21 protein-coding genes, 1 pseudogene and 1 riboswitch are annotated in these 20,452 nt (G+C 69.7%); of the genes and pseudogenes, 9 read left to right on the top strand and 13 right to left on the bottom strand.

Going from position 1 to position 20,452, the window contains the following annotated elements:
* Window positions 1-101: 101 nt before the first annotated feature.
* A pseudogene (locus tag IG75_RS40760) lies at window positions 102-476 on the top strand (nitronate monooxygenase); the annotation flags it as partial.
* A gap of 48 nt (window positions 477-524) precedes the next feature.
* Here IG75_RS40760 and IG75_RS0115785 read toward each other — a convergent pair.
* From IG75_RS0115785 to IG75_RS0115775, 3 genes are all read right to left on the bottom strand, one after another.
* On the bottom strand, window positions 525-2,273 hold the full coding sequence (locus tag IG75_RS0115785) for an alpha/beta fold hydrolase (protein WP_051714649.1): 1,749 nt from the start codon (window positions 2,271-2,273) through the stop codon (window positions 525-527).
* Between the two features lie 68 nt (window positions 2,274-2,341).
* Window positions 2,342-2,896: a TetR/AcrR family transcriptional regulator gene (locus IG75_RS0115780; RefSeq protein ID WP_030522032.1), complete on the bottom strand. Its 555-nt coding sequence runs from the start codon at window positions 2,894-2,896 to the stop codon at window positions 2,342-2,344.
* A gap of 134 nt (window positions 2,897-3,030) precedes the next feature.
* On the bottom strand, window positions 3,031-4,098 hold the full coding sequence (locus IG75_RS0115775) for an NAD(P)H-dependent amine dehydrogenase family protein (RefSeq protein WP_030522031.1): 1,068 nt from the start codon (window positions 4,096-4,098) through the stop codon (window positions 3,031-3,033).
* Window positions 4,099-4,769: 671 nt separating this feature from the next.
* Here IG75_RS0115775 and IG75_RS39570 point away from each other — a divergent pair.
* Entirely contained in the window at window positions 4,770-5,225 is a 456-nt protein-coding gene (locus tag IG75_RS39570; RefSeq protein ID WP_162183794.1) for an NUDIX domain-containing protein, read from the top strand.
* A gap of 171 nt (window positions 5,226-5,396) precedes the next feature.
* Here IG75_RS39570 and IG75_RS0115765 read toward each other — a convergent pair whose 3' ends face one another.
* The 5 genes from IG75_RS0115765 to IG75_RS0115745 form a co-directional block, all read right to left on the bottom strand.
* Window positions 5,397-6,254 carry a flavin-containing monooxygenase gene (locus tag IG75_RS0115765; RefSeq protein WP_030522029.1) on the bottom strand — a complete coding sequence of 286 codons (858 nt, stop codon included), beginning with the start codon at window positions 6,252-6,254 and terminating at the stop codon, window positions 5,397-5,399.
* 17 nt (window positions 6,255-6,271) lie between these two features.
* Window positions 6,272-7,327, bottom strand: a complete 1,056-nt coding sequence (locus tag IG75_RS0115760) for a PDR/VanB family oxidoreductase (RefSeq protein WP_030522028.1) — start codon at window positions 7,325-7,327, stop codon at window positions 6,272-6,274.
* 99 nt (window positions 7,328-7,426) lie between these two features.
* Window positions 7,427-7,759, bottom strand: a complete 333-nt coding sequence (locus IG75_RS0115755) for a DMT family transporter (RefSeq protein ID WP_030522027.1) — start codon at window positions 7,757-7,759, stop codon at window positions 7,427-7,429.
* 2 nt (window positions 7,760-7,761) lie between these two features.
* Window positions 7,762-8,076, bottom strand: a complete 315-nt coding sequence (locus IG75_RS0115750) for a DMT family transporter (protein WP_030522026.1) — start codon at window positions 8,074-8,076, stop codon at window positions 7,762-7,764.
* A 10-nt stretch (window positions 8,077-8,086) separates the two neighbouring features.
* A riboswitch (guanidine-III (ykkC-III) riboswitch) is annotated at window positions 8,087-8,153 on the bottom strand.
* A gap of 56 nt (window positions 8,154-8,209) precedes the next feature.
* Entirely contained in the window at window positions 8,210-9,277 is a 1,068-nt protein-coding gene (locus IG75_RS0115745) for a DMT family transporter (RefSeq protein WP_081876900.1), read from the bottom strand.
* Between IG75_RS0115745 and IG75_RS0115740 the strand changes: the two genes are divergently transcribed.
* Window positions 9,276-10,724, top strand: coding sequence for an aminotransferase-like domain-containing protein (locus IG75_RS0115740; RefSeq protein WP_051714594.1), 1,449 nt, complete (start codon window positions 9,276-9,278; stop codon window positions 10,722-10,724). The two genes, IG75_RS0115745 and IG75_RS0115740, sit on opposite strands and share 2 nt — an antisense overlap.
* Window positions 10,725-10,862: 138 nt before the next feature.
* Here the strand turns inward: IG75_RS0115740 and IG75_RS0115735 are convergent, their stop codons facing one another.
* Window positions 10,863-11,072: a heavy-metal-associated domain-containing protein gene (locus IG75_RS0115735; RefSeq protein WP_030522023.1), complete on the bottom strand. Its 210-nt coding sequence runs from the start codon at window positions 11,070-11,072 to the stop codon at window positions 10,863-10,865.
* Window positions 11,069-11,485 (bottom strand): nuclear transport factor 2 family protein, encoded by a 417-nt coding sequence (locus IG75_RS0115730; RefSeq protein WP_036513779.1) that lies wholly within the window; start codon window positions 11,483-11,485, stop codon window positions 11,069-11,071. The genes IG75_RS0115735 and IG75_RS0115730 overlap by 4 nt, the downstream gene beginning before the upstream one ends.
* A 96-nt stretch (window positions 11,486-11,581) precedes the next feature.
* Here IG75_RS0115730 and IG75_RS0115725 point away from each other — a divergent pair, with 96 nt between their 5' ends.
* Window positions 11,582-12,208, top strand: coding sequence for a TetR/AcrR family transcriptional regulator (locus IG75_RS0115725; RefSeq protein ID WP_063834144.1), 627 nt, complete (start codon window positions 11,582-11,584; stop codon window positions 12,206-12,208).
* 32 nt (window positions 12,209-12,240) lie between these two features.
* Here IG75_RS0115725 and IG75_RS0115720 read toward each other — a convergent pair whose 3' ends face one another.
* Window positions 12,241-12,450 carry a FitA-like ribbon-helix-helix domain-containing protein gene (locus IG75_RS0115720; RefSeq protein ID WP_036513776.1) on the bottom strand — a complete coding sequence of 70 codons (210 nt, stop codon included), beginning with the start codon at window positions 12,448-12,450 and terminating at the stop codon, window positions 12,241-12,243.
* 283 nt (window positions 12,451-12,733) lie between these two features.
* On the opposite strand from IG75_RS0115720, the gene IG75_RS0115715 reads away from it, so the two are divergent.
* The 5 genes from IG75_RS0115715 (at window position 12,734) to IG75_RS0115690 (ending at window position 18,813) form a co-directional block, all read left to right on the top strand.
* Complete coding sequence (locus tag IG75_RS0115715; RefSeq protein ID WP_030522019.1) at window positions 12,734-13,906, top strand: aminoglycoside phosphotransferase family protein; 1,173 nt, start codon at window positions 12,734-12,736, stop codon at window positions 13,904-13,906.
* 293 nt (window positions 13,907-14,199) lie between these two features.
* Window positions 14,200-15,483, top strand: a complete 1,284-nt coding sequence (locus IG75_RS0115710) for a cytochrome P450 family protein (RefSeq protein ID WP_051714648.1) — start codon at window positions 14,200-14,202, stop codon at window positions 15,481-15,483.
* A gap of 170 nt (window positions 15,484-15,653) precedes the next feature.
* Window positions 15,654-16,886 carry an acyl-CoA dehydrogenase family protein gene (locus IG75_RS0115705; RefSeq protein ID WP_030522017.1) on the top strand — a complete coding sequence of 411 codons (1,233 nt, stop codon included), beginning with the start codon at window positions 15,654-15,656 and terminating at the stop codon, window positions 16,884-16,886.
* A 126-nt stretch (window positions 16,887-17,012) separates the two neighbouring features.
* Window positions 17,013-17,786 (top strand): PaaI family thioesterase, encoded by a 774-nt coding sequence (locus IG75_RS0115700; RefSeq protein ID WP_030522016.1) that lies wholly within the window; start codon window positions 17,013-17,015, stop codon window positions 17,784-17,786.
* Window positions 17,787-18,162: 376 nt separating this feature from the next.
* The gene (locus tag IG75_RS0115690) at window positions 18,163-18,813 is read left to right on the top strand and encodes a TetR/AcrR family transcriptional regulator (RefSeq protein ID WP_036514124.1); all 651 of its coding nucleotides are present in this window, start codon (window positions 18,163-18,165) and stop codon (window positions 18,811-18,813) included.
* Window positions 18,814-18,944: 131 nt separating this feature from the next.
* Here the strand turns inward: IG75_RS0115690 and IG75_RS0115685 are convergent, their stop codons facing one another.
* Window positions 18,945-19,808: an SDR family oxidoreductase gene (locus tag IG75_RS0115685; protein ID WP_030522014.1), complete on the bottom strand. Its 864-nt coding sequence runs from the start codon at window positions 19,806-19,808 to the stop codon at window positions 18,945-18,947.
* 136 nt (window positions 19,809-19,944) lie between these two features.
* A complete protein-coding gene (locus IG75_RS0115680; protein ID WP_030522013.1) occupies window positions 19,945-20,346 on the bottom strand; it encodes a hypothetical protein in 402 nt (133 codons plus the stop codon).
* Window positions 20,347-20,452: the final 106 nt, after the last annotated feature.

Raw genomic sequence — 20,452 nt, 5'->3', positions numbered from 1 at the left:
CGCCGGGCGGGTGTGACCGCGTTGCGCGATTCGCTGTCGCGATGAGGAATCGATAGGTACGACCGGCGATCGGTGGCCCGGCCACCGATCGCCGGTCGTACGTGCCCGGGTCGGATCGCCTGCAGGGTCGGCGGCGATCGATCCAGGGACCCTCCGGCTGCGGCGGTAGCGGGGCCGGCCATGCCATCCAGCGCTGCCGGTCGGCCAGGGGCCGGTCGGGTCGCGCTGCCCGATTCGCACAGCAGGCCGAGGAGCGATCCACCCGCCGCCGCGGACGCCGCGCACCGAGGAGATGTGCCGGGGTCGGCTGCCGCGCCGGCGTCCATGGCTGTCGCCCGGCCGTGCCGATAGTGGCGGCGCCGATGACGGGTGGGTCCTCGACGCCGGAATCGGTGGTGCGCGTCGGGGAAGCGGGCGGACCGGGATTTCCGGCGGCCGGGTACAAGACCCCCGAGGCGGTGGCCGAGCAGATCCGGCAGGTGCGGGCCGGACTGCGCGGATGCGGCCCGGCCGGACCAGCCCGATTACCGGCCCGGGGCCGTCGCCCGGCGGGTGCTGTCCGCGAAATCCCTCCGGGCCGAATCGAGAATCCGGGCGACCTGTTCGGGATGGGTGAGTTGCGGATAATGACCGGCGCCCGCGATCTCGGTGACCGGGGCGGTGACCGCGGTGGTCAGCGGATCGCCGGACCCGGTCACCAGATGGACCGGCACGCGCAGTTCGTCGAGGAGGCGGCGGGCGGTCGCGCGGGCATCCGGCCTGCCGGCGGCGCGTAGCGCCGCGACCGTGCGGCGGGCCACTCCGGGGCGGTGCAGGTTCGCGCTCGCGCTCTCCGCCGCCGGGCCCGCCGGGATCTCCAGGAGCGCGGCCAGTCGTTCGGGCCGCAGGCGGCGCAGCAGCGCGGTGGCGACCGGGGTGCGGGCGAGGCGGGAGCCGCCGCTCTGCAGGAAGGCCGGGGCCACCAGGACCACGCCCGCGACGCGGTCGGGATGGGCGGCGGCGTATCGGAGTACCGGCACACAGCCGAAGGAATGGCCCACCAGCACCGGGCGGCCGGCGACCGGCGCCAAGAGCTCGTCGAGCCACCTGTCCGGCCCGGCCGGCTGCGGCGCGGACCGGCCCAGGCCGGGGAGGTCGGCGGCGAGAGTGCGGGCGTCGAGCATGCCACGGACCTCGCGCCAGGCTTCGCTGTCGGTCGGAAGTCCGTGCAGGAGGACGTATTCCGGCGTGTGCCGTTCGCCGGAGACCCAGAGCCCGCGGTCGAAGCCCGCGGTGGGATCGGCTTCGGTGGCGCCGAATCGGGTGCTCACCAGGTGATCCGCCCAGTCCCGGAGCACGGTTTCGGCCGCGGGGTGGGTGAGCCCGGCGCGCGCGGCCACCGCGTCGGCGGCGGAGGTGTCGTAGCGATCGCCGGAGATGAAGGCCAGGCGTTCGGGGTCCACCCCGGTCAGCCGGCGGGGCAGGCGCGCCACCAGGCCTACGGGGAGGGTGAGGCGCGGCGCGCGGACGTGCATATGCCGGGCCAGCAGCCCGATCAGTTCCGGGAGCGGCGGACTGGCCGGGTCGAGAACGGTGTAGGAACGGCCGGCGGTATCCGGTTGCCGCGGGAGCAGAGTCAGGAAATCGACGAAGTAGTCCAGGTCCAGGATCGGGAGCAGAGTCTCCGCGTTGCCGGGCAGCGCGGGCAGTGCGCCGTGCCACAGATCGCGGACGAGTTCGGCCAGGCCGATGTACTGACCGGGCCCGACGACGGTGCTCGGATTCGCGACGGTCAGCGGGACCGCGGCGGCCGCGGCCTGTTCGCGCAGCACCGCGTCCGCTTCGAATTTGGAGGCGCCGTAGGCGCCGACGGCGTAGTCGTGCTCGGCGGATTCCGGCACGGTGACCCGGTAGCCGGTGATGTGGACGAGCCGGCGCAGCCGCGGGCGGCCGGCGGACCAGTGCAGTACGTGAAGGGCGCCGTCGAGGTTCACCGCGCGGGCCGCCGCGGGATCGAGCCCGAAGGAGAACCGCGCGGCGCAGTTGTAGACATCGCGTACGTCGTCCAATGGTGCCGCGCCCAGGGCGCCGAGGCCGGGATCGGTGATATCGCAGCCGAGTACGGTGAGCCGCTCCCGGTCGAGATCCCGGTTGTCCAGCCAGGACAGCAGCCGTGCCTCGGTCCCGGGGCGGACCGCCGCGGCGACGGTGTGGCCCTGCTGTAGCAGCCGGGCGACGAGGGCGCGGCCGATGAATCCCGCCGCCCCGAAGACGACGGTGTCGGGAGTACTCATATCCACTTCCTAACTAGACTGGTCTACATATTTTGTGAAGATGCCGAAATCCTTGCATGGAACGGGAGTCAGAGCAGGGTGCGGGCGACGCGCGCGGCCCGATCCAGCGGATCGCGGCTGCGGTGGGTCCGGGCGAGCAGCAGTGCGCCCTCGACCAGCGCGAGCAGGGAGACCGCGAGATCATCGGCATCGCGATATCCGGCGGTCCGCAGAATGATGCGCAGCGCCTCGGTCCAGCGCGCGTACACCTGGGCGCACGCCCGCTGGACCGCGTCGTTCGTCCCCGCGACCTCCAATGCGACGGTGGCGACCGGGCATCCGTTCTCCCAGCCGGAGGCCTCGAGCCGCTCGCCGAGCAGGGTGATCAGCCCGGCGACCGCACCGGCCGGATCGGTGAGGTCGGCCGCGTCGAGTGCCGCGTCGACCAGTCCGGAGGTCTGGGTGACGGCCGCGGCGACCAGTTCGTCTTTACCGCCGGGGAAGTGGAAGTACAGCGAACCCCGCGGAGTGCCGCTCTCGGTGAGGATCTGGTTCAGTCCGGTGCCGAAGTAGCCCTGGCGCTCGATCGAGTGCCGGGTCGCCTCGATCATTCGCTGCCGGGTCTCGGCTCCTTTGGCGCCCATGAGGAAAAAAGTAGACTGGTCGTCATAAAAATGTCAAGGGTACGGGCGACGAGGGGGGACGGCGTCGGTCACCGGGTTGATGATCCGCGGGTTCGGCCGGACCGCCCGGCGGCCGTGGGCGCCGCCGCGGGCCGTCATCCGACCCCGGGGACGACCCCCTGCGGCCGGATGAGCGGCAGATCGTTGTAGGTCACGATGCCGGGCGCCGCGGCGACCACGGCGGGAATCGCGTTGATCACCGGCATGGCGGTCATGATGTGGCCGAGGGTCATGAAATCGGCGATGGTCTCCGCCTGGAAATCCGGGGGCGGCAGGAAACTCACCACGTTCTTCACGGTCGGTCGCCCGTCCACCTGCAGGATCCAGCCGTCCTGGTCGATCTTCCAGTCCGGTTCCAGGGTCTGCCCCTTACGCCACCGCACCGTCAGTTCCACCAGGGTGCGTCCGGCGACGATTCCTTTCCAGCTCGCGAACACTCCCGCCACACAACCGGCCGGAATGGTCCACGACCCCAGATCGAGGTCCGCGGTGGTCTGCGCGAACTCCGCATCGCAACGCACCTCGTCGAGCTCCACGTCCAAGGCGTCGCCGATCATCCGCACGGCCTCGCCGAAGACCCCGGTGCCCTCGGCCGCCATCTCCGGCAGGCCGGGGTGGTCGATGGGCTGTCCGAAGCCCACCGGGCGTTCGGTCGCGGGAGAGTCGTAGAAAGTGGTGTCCGCGGCTTCGCTGACGGTCACCTTGTCGACGCGGTCGCAGATACCGGCCGACACAATGGCCAGCAGATCGATGAATCCGGGGCTGATGCCGGAGCCGAAGATCGTCGAACCGCCACGGCGACAGGCCTCGGCGAGCCGGTCGCGACCCGGGCCCTGCCGGTGGCCGGTGATGAACGAGGCGGTGGTGACCACGTCGACGCCGGCCGACAGGATGCACACCAGCTCGTCCACATCGATCCACATGGGGTTGTAGACGACGCAGTCCGGTTTCAGCGCGAGCAGCGCGTCCACGTCGTCGGTCGCGGTGATACCCAGGGGGTCGATACCGCACAGTTCGCCGATATCGCGACCCACTTTCGCCGGCGCCCACGCGTAGCAGCCGACGAGTTCGAGGGTGGGGTTCGCGACGATGGCGCGAACCGAGCTCTTTCCGACATTGCCGGTCGTCCACTGGACGACCCGATACCGATCACGCTGGGGCACCCGCTCAGCATAGGTCCGATTATCGGATTGGGGAAAGTATACTCTGATTTACGAGAATAGTACTCTCGTCATGGAGCTGGAGGGCCCTTCGCGTGTCGGGGAGGTCTCCGGCCAGGGCCCTCGCTTCGGCGGTCGTGCGGATCACCGCCGGGCGGACGGGACCCGGTCACGGCCCCGGCGCGGCGACCGGTGCGGCCGCACCGGCTCCGCCGCCCCCCGCTGTCGTCGACGGCTCCGCTGCGCGGCGGACGGGGTGCCGGTAGGGGTCGGGCGCACACCGCGGCGACCTCTCCGGGGGCGTGGGGCGCCCGCTGTGGGCGCGGGTTCGGCCGCGGTCATCGATTCCGTAACGGCGAGGTGTCCGTCACAAGTGGATGTCATCGACGGCGATCACGGTGAGCGCGGATTCCGCTCGGTCACGTCGTCGGCAACGGTATCGCCGGGAAGTCGTCGGGACGCCGGGATACGTTGTCGAGCAAGTGAATTCACCCGCGCAATTCTCCGGTGCGGATGTGTTTCCCTGCTGCCGGACAGGTGCGGGCGGGCGGTCCGGACGGCACTGTTGTGCAGCTCACTTCGGTCGATCCGCTGTCATCCGATGGTCACGACGCGGTAATATCGAAACGCTCGCCTATGGCGTGACCGAGGCGAGTCCGCCCGATCGAAGGTTGGTGAAACCGCGTATGTCGGTATCCATGTTCGACGAGACCCTGCCACGTGGCGAGCGGGACGGGGTCGGACTGCGGGTGGGTGCGATCATAGACCGGGGTGGGGAAGTCCTGCTACTCGAACTGCCCAGTACCGGACCGATCAGCCCCACCTTGAAACTGCCCGGCGCGACCGTCGAACCGGGAGAATCGGTGACCGGAGCCCTCATTCGCGGGGTGCAGGAGGAGACGGGGCTGACCGTCACGGATATCCGGCACCACATCGGTGATTTCGACTATCTGTCCCCCGCCGGGAAGCCGGTGCGGCGATTGCACTTCGCCGTCGAAGTGGCGGCGACCGGTCCTGTGGTGCTGAGCGCGCACGCCGGCTACGAATGGGCGCCGCTCAACGGCGAGTTGCATGTCACCTCCTCGATCCAGAAGATCCTGGACACCTATCGCGAGCTGGTCTATCCCTGAGCCCGAGCGGAGTCGCCGGTCCGGCTGCGTTCGGGATCCGCGTGCCGGCATCCGGCGCGATGCGCACTCCGTCTTCCCCGAGACCACGGTTCTCCCGGCCGGCCGGCGTCATGGCGCGCGGTGGCCGATTCCGTCGGGGGTCCCGCCGGCCTGTGCGGACGGGTCGGATCACTAGCTGATCATGTACGAGTCGGCATCGAAATTCCTTGTGCGGTAACGGTATTCGAAACTCCAATTCGGATAGAGTCCCGCATTTCGGCCGTCGGGGGTCTGGTAATAGCCGGTGCATCCACCCGATACCCACACCGTGGACACACTGCGGCGCGCCATCTCGTCGAGGAACGCGTCCTGTACACCGGGTTCGACTTCCACCCGGCGCGCCGACCGCTCGCGTGCGGTGCGCAACGCGTCGACGATATAGGCGATCTGGGATTCGATCATGAAGAGGGCGGACTGGTTACCGGCCGTGCCGAACGGTCCCAGCGTGCAGAAGAAGTTGGGAAAGCCGGCCAGTGTGGTGCCGAGATAGCTCTGGGGCTGCTCGCTGTACAGATCCGCGACGGATCTGCCCTCACGCCCGACGAATCGTTCGAAGGCGCTGGGCAGGGCGGCGAAACCGGTACCGAAGATGATCGTGTCGACCGGGTACTCGGCGCCGCCGCGGCTCACGATCGAATGCGGTCCGACCCGCGCGATCGCGTCGGTGACCACCGCGACATTCGGCTCGCCGAGTGCGGGCAGATAGGTATCGGAGAAGATGGCCCGCTGACAACCGATCATGTAGTCCGGGGCCGGCCGCCGCCGGAGCTCCGGATCGCGGACCTGCCGCAGCAGCTGGAGTTTGCCGAAGGGCACATCGCAGGCACAGCCGGGATAGGTGTTGGCGCGCCAGGTGCCGCCCAGGTCGTCGGCTCGTTCCAGGACCAGCAGATCGTCGAAACCGGCCTCGCGGAGCCGGACCGCGAGACCGATACCGCTGAAGCCCGCGCCCACGACGACGATATGCCGGTGTTCGGCCGCTGCGGACATGGTCCGGTCCTTCCGGCTCAGAGGTCGAGAACCAGTGCGTCGCCCGCCGCGCGTGACACGCAGGGGAGCATATGGGTCGTGCGTTCGGAATCGGGTAGTGCCCGATCGCGGTGGTCCACCTCGCCGGCGAGCACCGCCGTCCGGCAGGTGCCGCAGAAACCCTGGCGGCACGAATAGGCGGCATCCGGGACGACCCGGCCGATCGCGGTGAGCGCGGTCTCCCGGGCGCCCACCCGGACCGTGCGGCCCGTCCGCGCCAGGGTCACGTCGAATTCTGTGCCGTCGAGTACGGCGGGCGCGGAGAACTGCTCGGTGTGCAGGGAACCGGTGGGATTCAGCTCGAACATGCTGCGCCGGGCCGCGGCCAGCATCGGCGGCGGGCCGCAGACATAGACGGCCGCCCCGGGCGGGGCGGTCGCGATCAGTTCCGGGATGTCCGGCGGACCGTATTCGTCGTCGGGGCGGATATCGGCTCCGGGCAGGTCCGCGACGAACGGCATGGTGGCGCGGGACCGGCCGGTATAGATCAGCCGGCCGCGCGCGCCCGCGGCCCGGACCATCGGCAGGATCGGGGTGATACCGATACCGCCGGCGATGAACAGGTACGCCGGGGCCGCCACGAAGGTGAAGGCGTTGCGCGGGCCCCGGGCCCGTAGCGGATGGCCGGGGCGGATATCGCGGTGCATCTCCAGCGAACCGCCCTCGCCGTCGTCGATCCGGCGGACCGCGATCCGGTAGCGGAACCGTTCGCGAGGGTTACCGCAGAGGGAATACTGCCGCTGTCGCCCGGAGGGGAGGAAGAGGTCGATGTGGGCGCCCGGTCGCCAGGCCGGGAGCAGGCCGCCGTCGGCCGCGCGCAGGTCGAATCCGCGGACTCCGCCGCCTTCCTCCCGGAGGGCTTCCACCACCAGCCGCAGGTCGAAACCGCCGCGGCGTACCGGATTCGGCCGGGACAGCAGCGGTGCCGCGGGCCCGGAGACGAATATGCTCCGGTAGGCGTCGATGACCGCGCCGAGGACCCGCAGCGGCCGGGGCGCAATGAAATTCGGGGCCCGGGTGCTCGGACTGACCATGCCGGTCAGCTTACAAAGCAACAAATAGGCTTGCAATGTTGAATGCGTCCAGGGTGAGGGGACTCCGCGCGGCGGAAGTACCGCCGCGCGGAGCGGCCGCTACTCGTCCCGCTTCTCGTGCGGGACCAGTTCGAGCCCGATGACCGCGACCACGATCCCGGTCAGGCAGACGACCTTCGCGAGCGTGACCGCCTCGCCGCCCGTGATCATGGCGTAGGCCACCGTCAGAGCGGTGCCGACGCCGGTCCAGACGGCGTAGGCGCTGCCGATCGGAATATCGCGCACCGCCCGGCCCAGCCCGAGCATGCTGGCCGCCAGCGCGACGAAGAAGACGGTCGCCGCCACCGGTTCGGTCAGGCCCGCCGATCTGCCGAGCGCGGTCGCCCAGACCGCTTCGCAGACAGCGCTGACCAGCAGGATGATCCACGCCATGGTCAGCTCACCGCCTTCAGGCCCACCACGGACAGGATGAGCAGCGAGAGCAACAGCACGCGAGCGGTATCCGCGCGCTCGCGGCCGGTGACGACGGCCCACCCGACGGTCAATGTCGCGCCGGTACCCACCCAGACGGCGTAGGCGGTGCCGGTCGGCAGATCGATCATCGCCCAGGCGAGGCCGGCCATACTCAGGACCAGCGCCGCGATGAACAGAACAGTGGGTTTCCACCGGCGGAAACCGTGCGAGGCCGACAGCGCGGCGGCCCAGACGGCCTCCAGCACCCCCGACAGCAGCAGGACGACCCAGGACATGACAAAACCTTCCGAGTCAGTCTTGTCGCGATGCGGGTACTGCTCCCTCGTCCGCGAGCCCGATCGCCGGGCTCCACTGCGGTAACGAACGGGGTGGGCGCGGGATTCCCGGGGGTGAGCGGAACCACCACCATCACCGGACGGCGCGCGCCGGCGTAGTGCTCCGCCGCTGTGCCGTGGACCCGTGATCGGCCGCCGGTTCGGCAGTTCTCGCCCGGTTGCGGCCGGCGAGTGGTACCGAGTCGGTGCGAGCCGGCCCGGAACCGCGGTCGGGTCCGGGGTGCCCGAGCCGGGTCCGCACGGCGCTGCCGGCGCAGGCGATGACCGCGAGCGCGCCCAGCGCGGTCGACCACGTCACGGATTCGCCGAGGAGCAGCGCGGCCCAGCCGAGGGTGAGTACCGGCTGGACCAGCTGGATCTGGCTGACCTGCGCCATCGGACCGTATGCGAGCCCGCGGTACCACGCCAGGAAGCCGAGGAACATGCTGACCACGCCGAGGTAGGCGAACGACGCCCACTGTGCCGGGGAACCGGTCGGCGCTTGGCCGACGACCGCGATAGCGGCAAGCGCGACCATTGGCGGCGCCGACAGAACGAGTGCCCAGGAGATGGTCTGCCAGGGCCCGAGTTCGCGGGCCAGCAGCCCGCCTTCGGCGTACCCGGCAGCGGCCGCGACGACCGCGCCGAACAGCAGCAGATCCGACCAGTGCAGACCCCCGAACCCGCCTCCGCCGAACACCGCGAAGCCTACGGCCGCCACCGCTCCCGCGGCCGCGGCACACCAGAACGCGCGCGGTGGTCGTTCCTCGGTGCGCAGGACCGCCAGGACGGCGGTGGCCGCCGGGAGCAGCGCGATCACCACCGCGCTGTGACCGGCCGAGGTGGTGGTGAGCGCGAACGTGGTGAGCAATGGGAAGCCCGCGACCACACCGGCCGCGACGATGCCGAGCCGGAGCCATTGCCCGCCGCGGGGCAGTGGCTGACGGGTGACGAGTAGTGCCGTGGCGGCCAGGACGGTGGCGACGACGGCCCGGGCGCAGGCGACGAACAGCGGAGACATTCCGCCCCCGGCCACGGTGATCCGGGTGAGCGGGACGGTCAGCGAGAATGCCGCGACCCCGAGCAGCCCCCAGGCCGGGCCGATCCGAGTAGGCGATAGCAGTGCACTGCGCTGATGAGTAGCGCTACTATGTTTCTTCATGTCCGACGATAGCAGTTCGCGGATCGTCGCGGACCTCCGCGCGTGGATCGCGACGGCCCCCGCGGGGGCCAGGCTGCCCTCCACCCGCACATTGGTCGCGCGGTACTCGGCGAGTCCGGTCACCGTCCAGAAGGCGTTGCGTGCGCTGGTGGCCCAGGGGTTGGTGGAGAGCCGGCCGGGGGTCGGCACGTTCGTCCGGGCGGTGCGCCCGGCCCGGCCGGCCGACTACGGCTGGCAGACCGCGGCCCTCGGTACACCGCGCGGCCGGCGCGCCCAGATGTCCACCGTCCTGCGGACGGTGCCCAACGACCGGATCGCCCTGCATTCGGGCTACCCCGACCGGGAACTGCTCCCGGTCCGCCTGGTCCGCGCCGCCTTCACGCGGGCCGCGCGCAGCGATGCCGCGATCGGCCGTCCACCGACCGCGGGGGCCCCGGAACTGCAGAGCTGGTTCGCCACCGAACTGGCGACGGTGACCCCGGCCGGTGTGCTGCCGCCGGTCCCCAGCGATGTCATCGTGTTCGGCGGCAGCCAGAGCGGCCTGAACACCACCTTCCAGTCGCTGGTCGGCCCCGGCCGGCCGCTGCTGGTGGAATCGCCGACCTACTGGGGGGCGCTGATGGCCGCCGAGCGGGCCGGGGTGCGGGTGGTACCGGTGCCGAGCGGGCCGCAGGGTCCACGGCCGGCGGAACTGGCCCGCGCATTCGGACAGACCGGGGCCCGCGCCTTCTACGCGCAACCCCATTTCGCCAATCCCACCGGCGCCCAGTGGGCTCCGCAGACCGCCGCGCGGGTGCTCGAGGTGGTGCGCGAGTACGGTGCCTTCCTCATCGAGGACGACTGGGCGCACGATTTCGGCATCGACTCGGTGCCTGTCCCGCTGGCCGCACGGGACGACAGCGGGCATGTGATCTATCTGCGGTCGCTCACCAAGAGCGTCTCCCCGTCGGTCCGGATCGCCGCCGTGGTCGCGCGCGGGCCGGCGCGCGATCGGATCCTCTCCGATGCGCAGGCCGAGTCCATGTACGTGAGCGGGCTGCTGCAGGCGGTCGCGCTCGATGTGGTGTCTCATCCGGGGTGGCGGACCCATCTGCGCGGTCTGGGGCAGCGGTTGGCCATCCGCCGCGACCTGCTGCTGACCGCGCTCCGGGAGCACGCCCCCGACGCGGTCCCGGAACTGGTGCCGCGGGGCGGACTCAACCTCTGGGTCCGGCTACCCGAGCACACCGAGCTGACCCGGCTCATGCGGGACTGCGAGGCCGGGGGCGTGGTGGTGGCTCCCGGCGACGAATGGTTCCCCGCCGAACCCACGGGCGCCTACCTGCGGATCAACTACTCCGGGCCGAATCCGGGCGCGTTCCCCGACGGTGCTCGCGTCATCGGCCGCGCGCTGGCCCGGCAGCATCCGGGCCGGCGCCCGGCCGGCGGTGCGGACCCGGACCGGTAGCGGCGGATCGTCCCGGGCCGGTAGCGGCGGTGCGGGCCCCGACGGTAGCGGCGGGGGGTCGGAACGACCGGATCGAGCCGATACCGCGGTAGACCGCGGTCCGGTGTCGAGGCGCCGGCAGCCACTGCCGGTCCGGGGTCAGGTGCCGGCGAGGTCGTATCCGGCGGCGTCGACAGCGGCACGGACATCGGCGAGGTCGAGGTCGCCGGTGCTGGTCACCGTGACGGAGTCGGTGTGCACGTCCACCGCGATTCCCGTGACACCGGGTAGGCGTTCGATTGCCTCGGCAACGAATGCGGCGCAGTGGTCGCACGCCATCCCGAGGACTGTGTAGCGGTGCTCGCTCATGGCCGCACATCCTGCGGATGCTGGTTGTCGGTGGTCGCGGTGCGGGTGAGCATATGTGCCTGCCGCATCCGTCCGTCCGGTGCGAAGCTGCCGAAGAAGCAGACCTCGACGGCGAGTTCCTTGCCGCGCTGCCGGACGTGGAGGGTGTAGCGGGCGGCGATCCGGTCGTTGTCGGCGATGGCCTCGTGTACGTCGATGTGGCTGCCGGGGCGGTTCTTTCGTACCGGGCGAGTGTGCGCGATCAGCTTGTCGCGGTCCATCCGGTGCCCGTCGGCGACTTGCACGATGTCGGGGGTGTGGAACCGATCGACGACGACTGCCGCGTCCTCGTCGTCGGCCAGCAGGTGTTCGTTGAAGGAGGTGAAGAAGTCGGCGATGAATCGAGCGGGATCGGTGCCGGTGAAGGCGGGCATGAGTCTCCTGACAGGCGAGTCCACATTAACTCTTACGAGTTGTAAGATATAAATCTATGGATAATTTGACAAGATGTAAGAGATAGTGAGGTATCGATGGCTCGTAAGCAGCGTGCCGACGCCCACCGCAGCCGGGCGGCCATCCTCGACGCGGCCGCGCGAATCCTGAACGAACAGCCCGAAGCCGGCGTCGAAACCATCGCCACCGGCGCGGGAGTGACCCGCCAGACGGTGTATGCCCACTTCCCCTCCCGCGATCGGCTGCTGAGGGCGGTCCTGGACAGGCTCACCGAGTCGACCGCCGCCGCGATGGATGCCGCGGCGCCGGACGAGGGCACGGCCACCGAGGCATTGCTACGCATATTCGAGGCGGCGGCGCGGGAATCCGGGCGCTACCCCGTCCTGCTACAACGGATCAACGCGTTGCCGATCGCCGCGCGGGAGGACCATGCTCGGCACGCGCCGATCACGGATCGCATCGAACGGGTGATCAGGCGCGGACAGTGCACGGGCGAATTCGACAGTCGGCTTCCCGCCGGCTGGCTGGTCGCCGTCGCGATCCACCTTGCCCACGCCGCGAGCGACGAGCGCGTCAGCGGCCGGATGACCGGCTCGGACGTCGACTACGCGTTCACCACAAGTCTGATGCGCAGCCTATCCCCGGGATCGGACCTCCGAGCGAGAACGTCGAATAGTCAGGCCTCGGAGACCGGGGCGAGGTGAACGCCTTCGCGGCGGCCCGCCTCGCCGATCGGTCAGTCCCCGGGTTCGGCTTCCTCCCGCCCGTCCGCCGGGGGCTCCCCGGACAGGACCTTCCCCAAGCGGACTCTTTCCGGGGAGCGTGTCACGACCTCCTCCAGAATGGCGAGGATCTCCGCCTCGGTGCTGCGGCCGTGATTGTCCGCGCGGATCCGCAGGGCGCGGTACACCGCGTCCGGTACATGTCGAACAGATAGCGTCACCATGGTGGGCGTCTTTCGTCGACAGTGGTCGGTGACCCGATTATATTTCGCGTTCCGGCAAACTTCCGGTGCCGGTGGCGTCTCGTTCCGATATATGCCCCGCGGCCTGCTCGAGCGGGCCGGGCCGGGCTCATTCGCGTCCTCATCGTAAAGTAATCGGCCGAAACCCGTTCCGGCGCAGCGAATATGGCGCAAAATCGGAAATCGTCTGTGCGAAGAAAAAGTCCGGACCGGACGGTTCGGCACGGTGTGCGTGTTTCACGCGCATCCGGAAAGTGAGGCGGAAATGAATCACAAGCTCTGGTTGCTCGGCCGGCTCGCCGCGGTGGGCGGGCATATCCTCGGCGAGAAACTCACCGGGCACCGGGCCCGCGCGATCGACGATGTGCCCGCGTCCGGCGCCGCGCTCACCGCCGAATGGCTGACCGCGGTGCTCTGCCGGGACACCCCCGGCGCCGAAGTGGTCTCCTTCGATACCACGGGTGGCAGCAGCGGCACCTCCACGCGGGTGGCGATCCGGGTGGAGTACAACGAGGCGGGCCGGGCGGCCGCGCTACCGGAGGCATTGTTCGCCAAGACCACGACGTCGCTGAGTCAGCGGATTCTGCTCGGCGGCGGCAAGATGATCGACGGCGAGACCCGGTTCTTCCGCGATTTCCGGCCGAAACTGGAGATTCAGGCCCCGCTCGGCTATTGGGGGGCTTCGGATCCGGCTTCCTGGCGGTCGATCGCGCTGATGGAGGATATCGCCGTGACGCGGGGTGCGGTGTTCAGTGAACCGACCGCCCCGATCGGCCGCGCCGAAATGGAGGATCTGGTCCGCAACCTCGCCCGGCTGCACGGGACATTCTGGGAGGACCCCTCCATCGAGGTGCTCAAGACCACCAACGAGGCGTTGCAGGCCTATCTCGCGGCCATCGATATGAAGACCCGCTGCGCGGTGGGTCTGGACCGGGCGGCCGAAGTGGTCCCGGAAAGCCTGCACGGGCAGGCGGACCGGTTGTGGTCCGGGGTCGAGCGTGCGGTCGACCTGGCCACGACCGAACTCCCGCATACCCTCCTGCACGGCGACCCGCATATCGGCCAGACCTACCGGACCGCCGAGGGGCGGATGGGTTATGTGGACTGGCAGGTCGTGATGCGCGGCGGCTGGGGGCACGATTTCGCCTATACGGTCAATTCCGGGTGCGAACCGGAGGACCGCCGGGCCTGGGCCGAAGAACTGCTGCGGGCCTATCTGGAGGAATTGGCCGAGGCCGGTGGTGTGGCGCCCGATTTCGACACGGCCTGGCTGATCTACCGGCAGCAGTCGATGTTCGCCTACGCGGCATGGGCGTTCACGATCGGCCGGGCCGCGTATCAGCCGGAGATGCAGTCGAAGGAGACCTGCCTCACACTTTTGCGGCGGATCACCTCGGCCATCGACGACAATCGATCACTGGACGCGCTCGGCGTGTGAGAAGCGTTGCGTCGGCCGGGCTTCGGATTCGCCGAGCCCGGCCGCGTCGCGGTGGCGGAAAAGTCCGGTGAAATATTCGGACCAGACCGATCGAAAATGTGCGGACTAGTCCAACAACAACGCGAAAAAGACGGCCGTACAACTTGTTTCACAATCGATCAGAGTTCGTGACCATGTCGTACCATCGCCTGGTTCCGGCTCGAGTCAGGAGATTCCTGCAGGAGGAGCCTCGAACCGGGATCGGCCGGTGGAAAACCATCGGCTCCGCCACCGGACGGTATGGAGTTTCGTTCTTGACTACCTCGGATTACCGAAGACACGCACAGGCCCACGTGCACGGTTCGCCGATCGATTCCGATGATCCGCGGATACCGCTGTACCTGCCGGAATTCGCCGCCGACCCACACCGGGCCTACCGCGAGATGCGGGCTCGGTACGGGTCACTGGCGCCGGTGGAGCTCGCGCCCGGCGTGCCCGCCACCCTGGTGATCGGATACAACACCGCCCTGCGGGTGCTCAACGATCCGGATCGTTTTCCCGCCGACCCCCGGGTGTGGCAGCAGGACATTCCGGCCGAGTGCCCGATCCTGCCGCTGCTGGAATGGCGGCCGATGGCCAGCCGTTGCGCCGGGCAGGAATTCGTGCGCTATCGGCAGGCGATCACGGCGAGCATGGACGAAGTGGACATGTACGCGATCCACACGGTCGTCGAGAACATCGCGGGCCCGCTGATCAACTCGTTCTGCGAGGACGGCCGGGCGGAGCTGATCCAGCAGTACGTGTTCCCACTGGCCTTCCAGGTGATCAACTATCTGCTCGGCTGCCCGCCGGAGATCGGTCAGCAGGTCGCGGCCGGGACGGCCGCGCTGCTCGAGGGGGTGGACGCCGAAGCCGGCAGCCGGATGCTGGGCGAGGCCCTGATGAACCTGGTGCTGCTCAAGCGCGAGCAGCCGGGCAGCGATATCACCTCGGTGCTGCTGCAGCATCCGGTCGAGCTGTCCGAGGAGGAGGTCTCCCATCACGTTTCGCAGGTGTACGGCACCGGGATCGAATTCGAGCTGAACCTCATCGTCAACACACTGCTGCTGATCCTCACCGACGAACGGTTCGGCGGCAGCGTCCTCGGCGGGAATCTCACTTCCCGGGACGCCCTGGACGAGGTGCTGTTCAACGACCCGCCGCTGGCGAATCTGCTGATCACCTATCCGCGGATGCCGATCCTGCTGGACGATGTGTGGCTGCCCGCGCACCAGCCCGTGGTGATCAGCATGGCGGCCTGCAACAACGACCCGGCCATCCGAACCTCGGAGCTGACGGGTAACCGCGCCCACCTGGCGTGGGGCCTGGGCCCGCATGCCTGCCCCGCCCAGTCGCTGGCCTATATGGTCGCGGAGGGTGCCATCGATCAGCTACTGGACGCGATACCGGAGATGCGCGCGGATTTCCCCGACGGCGAGGCGGTCTGGCGGCCGGGCCCCTTCCATCGATCGCTGGCGGGCCTGCCGGTGACGTTTCCCCCACAGGCCCCCCTGCCGGGATACGAGGACACCGCCGCCCGGCCCGCCGTCCGCGCCTGAGCACAGCGGTCGGCCGCTCACCACAGGGTCCGGGCCCCTCGGGGTCCGGGCCCTGTGCCGTGCTCTTCCGGGGTATGCCGGTTCCGCGGGGCCGAAGTACTTGAATCCGGATTCAAGTTTGGGCTACCGTCGGACGGGCATCGAGCCGCGCCCCGACGATCGGAGTTCTCGTGGAACTGTTCACCTCGACCGAGCGTGCCCGGGAGTATCGGCGCACCCTGCTCGCGTTCATGGACGACAGCGTGTATCCGGCCGAGCCGGTCTACGCCGCGCAGATGGCCGCGGCGGGCGATCCGCATCATCACCCGCAGATTCTCGAGGATCTCAAGGCCGAGGCCAAGGAGCGGGGGTTGTGGAATCTGTTCCATCCGCATCCGGAGTGGGGCCCGGGCCTGTCCAATCTGGAGTACGCGCCGCTGGCCGAGATCATGGGCCGCAGTCCGGCGCTGGCTCCCGAGGCGTGCAACTGTTCGGCGCCCGATACCGGCAATATGGAAGTCTTCACCCTCTTCGGTACCGAGGAGCACAAGCAGCGCTGGCTCGAACCGCTGCTGGCGGGCACCATCCGGTCGGCGTTCGCGATGACCGAGCCCGGGGTCGCCAGTTCCGATGCCACCAATGTGGAGATGCGGATGGAACGCGACGGCGACGAGTACGTGCTCAACGGCCGGAAGTGGTTCGCCTCCAACGCCATGCACGCCAATTGCAAGGTGCTCATCGTGATGGGCAAAACCGATCCGGACGCGCCCAAACATCGGCAGCAGTCGATGATGGTGGTGCCGATCGACGCGCCGGGCGTCACCGTCGTCCGCAATCTTCCGGTGTTCGGTTATGTCGATCGGGAGGGGCACGCCGAGATCGAGTTCACCGATGTGCGGGTCCCGGTGACCGATGTACTGAAGGGTGAGGGGGAGGGTTTCGCGATCAGCCAGGCCCGGCTGGGCCCCGGCCGCATCCATCACGCCATGCGCGCGATCGGGATGGCCGAACGCGCGCTGGAACTCATGTGCGCCCGGGCGGATTCGCGGACCACATTCGGGCGCAAGGTCAGCGAACGGGCCAATATCCGGGACTGGATCGCCGAGGCCCGGATCGATATCGAACAGGCGCGGCTGCTCACCCTGAAGACCGCCTGGATGATGGATACGGTCGGCAACAAGGAGGCCCGCACCGAGATCGCCGCGATCAAGATCGCCGCCCCGGTGATGGCCTTGCGGATCGTCGACCGCGCCATCCAGGTGTACGGCGCGGCGGGCGTGACCGAGGATTTCCCGCTCGCGAGCATGTACGCCCATCTACGTACCCTGCGGATCGCCGACGGCCCCGACGAGGTGCACAAACTGACGATCGCCCGGGCCGAGCTCGGCAAGGCCCGCGCGGCGGCCGAAGCCGCCGGCAGCTAGTGGTTCCCGCCCGGGCTCGGGGACGTGGCCCGGGCGCTTCGGCTCGCCGCCCGATACGTTGGACATGTCCGGTCGGCGCCCGGCTGTTCCCCCGGCGCGACCCGGGCGGGCACGAGGAGGCAACCCATGACGGTCGAGACCGGAACCGCGCCGCGGCGGCAGCACATCCTGCTGGAGCTGGGCTTCGCGACAACGCGGGCCGGCGACGAGCTGCACGGGTCGGCGACGATCACCCCGCAGATGCACGTTCCCGGCACCGAGCGGCTGCGCACCTCGGTGCTGGCCACCTGGACCGATACGGTGACCGGGCTGCTGGCCGCGCTCACCCTGGGGCCGCGGGTGCCGGTCACCCTCGAACTCGATGTGCACCTGTACCGGCCGGCGCCGGGGTCCGGCGAGGTGCGGGCGGTGGGGCGCAAGATCAAAGCGGGGCGGTCGGTGTTCGTCGCGGAGGTCGAATGGACCGTCGACGGCGAACCGTTCGCCTTCGGTGGCGGATCGTTCATGGTTTCGCCCGACGCGGACCTGCGGCTGCCCGCGGGGTTGAGCGTCGATATGCCGGTATCGGACCGGCTGCTCGAGGTGCCGCTCGCCGAACGGGCGGGGTGTGTGCGCAGCGCCCCCGGTACCGCGGTGCTGCCGCGCACCGACGACGGCCTGAACGCCTCCCGCACCGTCAACGGCGGACTGATCGCTCTCGCGGCGGAGGAGGCCATCCTCTCGCTGGCACCCGGGTCCACGCTGAGCACCCTCGGCCTGCGGTACCTGCAACCCGCCCGGGTGGGGCCGGTGGTCGCCGACGCGACACTACGGGCCGACGTCGGCCGGGCGACGCTGCGCGATACCGGGAACTCCGACCGAATCACCACGCTGGCGACGGGTCGCCTGTTCCCGGCGTGAACGCAGTATCCGAACGTGTTCACGCCGGCCGCCACCCGCTTCCGCATTCCGGCCGACCTGCGGTGGCGGAGTTGATTTGTGCTCGTCGCCACCGGCTTCCGCATTCCGCCCGGCCCGCGATGCCGGAGTTCATTCGCGCTCGCCGTGACCGGCTTCGGCGATCCGGCCGGCCTGCGATGACGGCGAGTGACCGGTGAACGCCCGGCAGGAGCGCGACGGCGGTCGGCCCCAGGGCCCCGTGGTCCGGGTTGGCCGAGTCGTTGAAACCGAGGGTGGCGTAGCGGGCAACACCTCCGCGGTCCGAAAGACCGGCGGCGGAGCCGAGAACGTATCCGCGGGCGGGAAGCCCGGGGAGGGAGTCGCGCCGGAGCTCGCGGTGGCCGGTCGTTCGACCCGGCCCGCCCCGAAGAGCCGCCGCGGGATCCGCACCCGCGCGGCGCTCCTCGCGGCGGCCCGTGCGGTTTTCGAGGCCGACGGGTTCGTGGATGCGCGGATCAGTGACATCACCCGGGCCGCCGGGGTGGCGTCGGGGTCGTTCTACACCCATTTCGACAGCAAGGAAGAAATTTTCGCCGCGGTCGTCGAGCAGGTCCGGGAGGAGATGCTGCATCCGCACGTCCGGGCGCGCGCCGGGAGCGACGATCCACGCGACTGGATCGCCGCGGCGAACCGGGAGTATCTGCGGTCCTATCGGCGCAACGCGCGGCTGATGGCCGTGCTGGAGCAGGTGTCCCGGGTCGACCCGCAGTTCGCCGCGCTGCGCGCCGAGCGGGCCTCGGCGTTCATCGATCGCAATGCGGCGTTGATCCGCGATCTGCAGGAGCGCGGTCTGGTCACGGCGCGGTTGGACGCGCGGGTGACGGCGCTGGCGTTGTCGAGCATGGTGAGCAAAGTCGCGTATCTGGTGTTCGTGGAGGGTGAGCAGATCGAATTCGACACCTTGCTGGAGACACTCGACTGGATCTGGTGCAACGCTCTGCAATTGCCCGAAACTCGCGGCGCGGCAACGGATCCCGATCGTATATAGCGATACGTTGCGCGGTTCCGCTCCGCGCGGCCGGTGGCAGTACGGGTGAGCTGTGGTCGGATCGGAACCGGGTTCCGGAATCCGCGAGAGCCACCACCGTGTAGGCGCCCGGTGGCGGGGACGGTCCGTGGTTACTCCGCACGCGGGGTCGCGGAGAAGCCACGGAACCGGCGCAGGTAGCCGACGATGCGGCGCAGCGGCACCGCGCGTGGCCAATCGTCCGGACGGAAGTAGGCGTCGGTGCCGCCGTCCACGAAAACAATGCTGCCGCACAGGAATTCGGCGGACGGTGACAGCATCATGCAGACCCAGTCGGCGATATGTTCCGGCTTGCCGAAGCCGCCGGTGGGGACCGGGAACGCGTTGATCGCCTTGGCCTCGGTGGGGGAGGCGAGCTGGCGTTCGAGCAGCGGGGTGAGGATCGCGCCGGGGGCGATGACATTGAGCCGGATACCGGCCCCGGCCCATTCCGGCCGGACGGCCCGGCGACGCACCCAGCGACTGACCGCGATCTTGGATGCCGCGTACACGAACGGCGCGGCCTGCTTGCCGAAGATCTTCACCGTCCGGACGGCGCGTTCGGTATCACCGGCCAGGAACGCCGCCACCGTCCGGCGCGGCACCGCGGGGACCGTGGTGGCGGAATTGCTGCCGAAGGCGACGACCCGCGCGGATCCGGTCGCCGCGAGCGCGGGCCGCCAGCCCTCCAGCAATTCGACCGTGCCGAGATAGTTCACCGCGGCGATGACCGGCAATCGGGCGGGATCGGGTACCGGTCCGAGCCCGGCCGCGAGGACGGCGCCGTCGAGGCGGCCGTCCGCGGCGTCCAGTACCGCCTCTATCGCACTGCGCCGGCCCGCGGCGGTGGCGAGATCGGCGACGATATCGGTCTCCTGGATATCCACCCCGATCACACGGTGGCCCGCGGCGGTCAGCTTGTCGGCGACCGCCCTGCCCATCCCCGACGCCGCACCAGTGACCGCGTAGACACCCATCCGAAATCCCTTCGTCCGGCCCGGGACTGCCGTCCCGGGACCATTCGACGGAGTCTGTCAAAAGTACGGAGTCTGTCAAGCGGCCTGGAGTGATCCCGGCGGCGATCGCGACCGGCCGCCGGTCCGTCCCGCCCGTTCAGCCGGGCAGGCTCAGATACTCGGGCAGGGTGAAGCAGACGATGCCGAAGTCGTGCCCCTTCTGCACATACACCTCGGTGCCCACCCCGTCGGCCGATACCGAATGCCGACCGGACACCGTCGGCGCCCAGTCCGCGGTGAACGTGCCGGGGCCGGCCTGCTCGATCGGCCCGAAGGTGCCGCCGGGTTGCCCGTCCACCCGGTCCTCCAAGGTGCCCACCCCGTCGCCGCTGATTGTGACGGTGTAGGTGCAGCCGGTCCCGTACTGAACGAAGCCGAGGCCGAAGCCACCGGAGACGCTCACGTTCGACACCGCGGCCGAGGCACCGGGTGCGGGTCCGAACGCGGTCGCGGCGGCGAGGGCGCAGGCGGTGAGCAGCATGTGTGCGGCGGTCGTCATGGCGCGTGCTCCGGTCGGATCGACGGTGGGGACACGGTGGAACGTCCTGTAAGTAGTGCAGCACTCCGGGGTCGCGCGGCACAGGCCCTGTCGATCACGAAGTAGT

The sequence above is a fragment of the Nocardia rhamnosiphila NBRC 108938 genome, from assembly GCF_000720425.1.
GTDB lineage: Bacteria > Actinomycetota > Actinomycetes > Mycobacteriales > Mycobacteriaceae > Nocardia > Nocardia rhamnosiphila.
The sequence above is the reverse complement of the archived record's forward strand: the minus strand, read 5'-3'. Positions and strand labels throughout refer to the sequence as shown.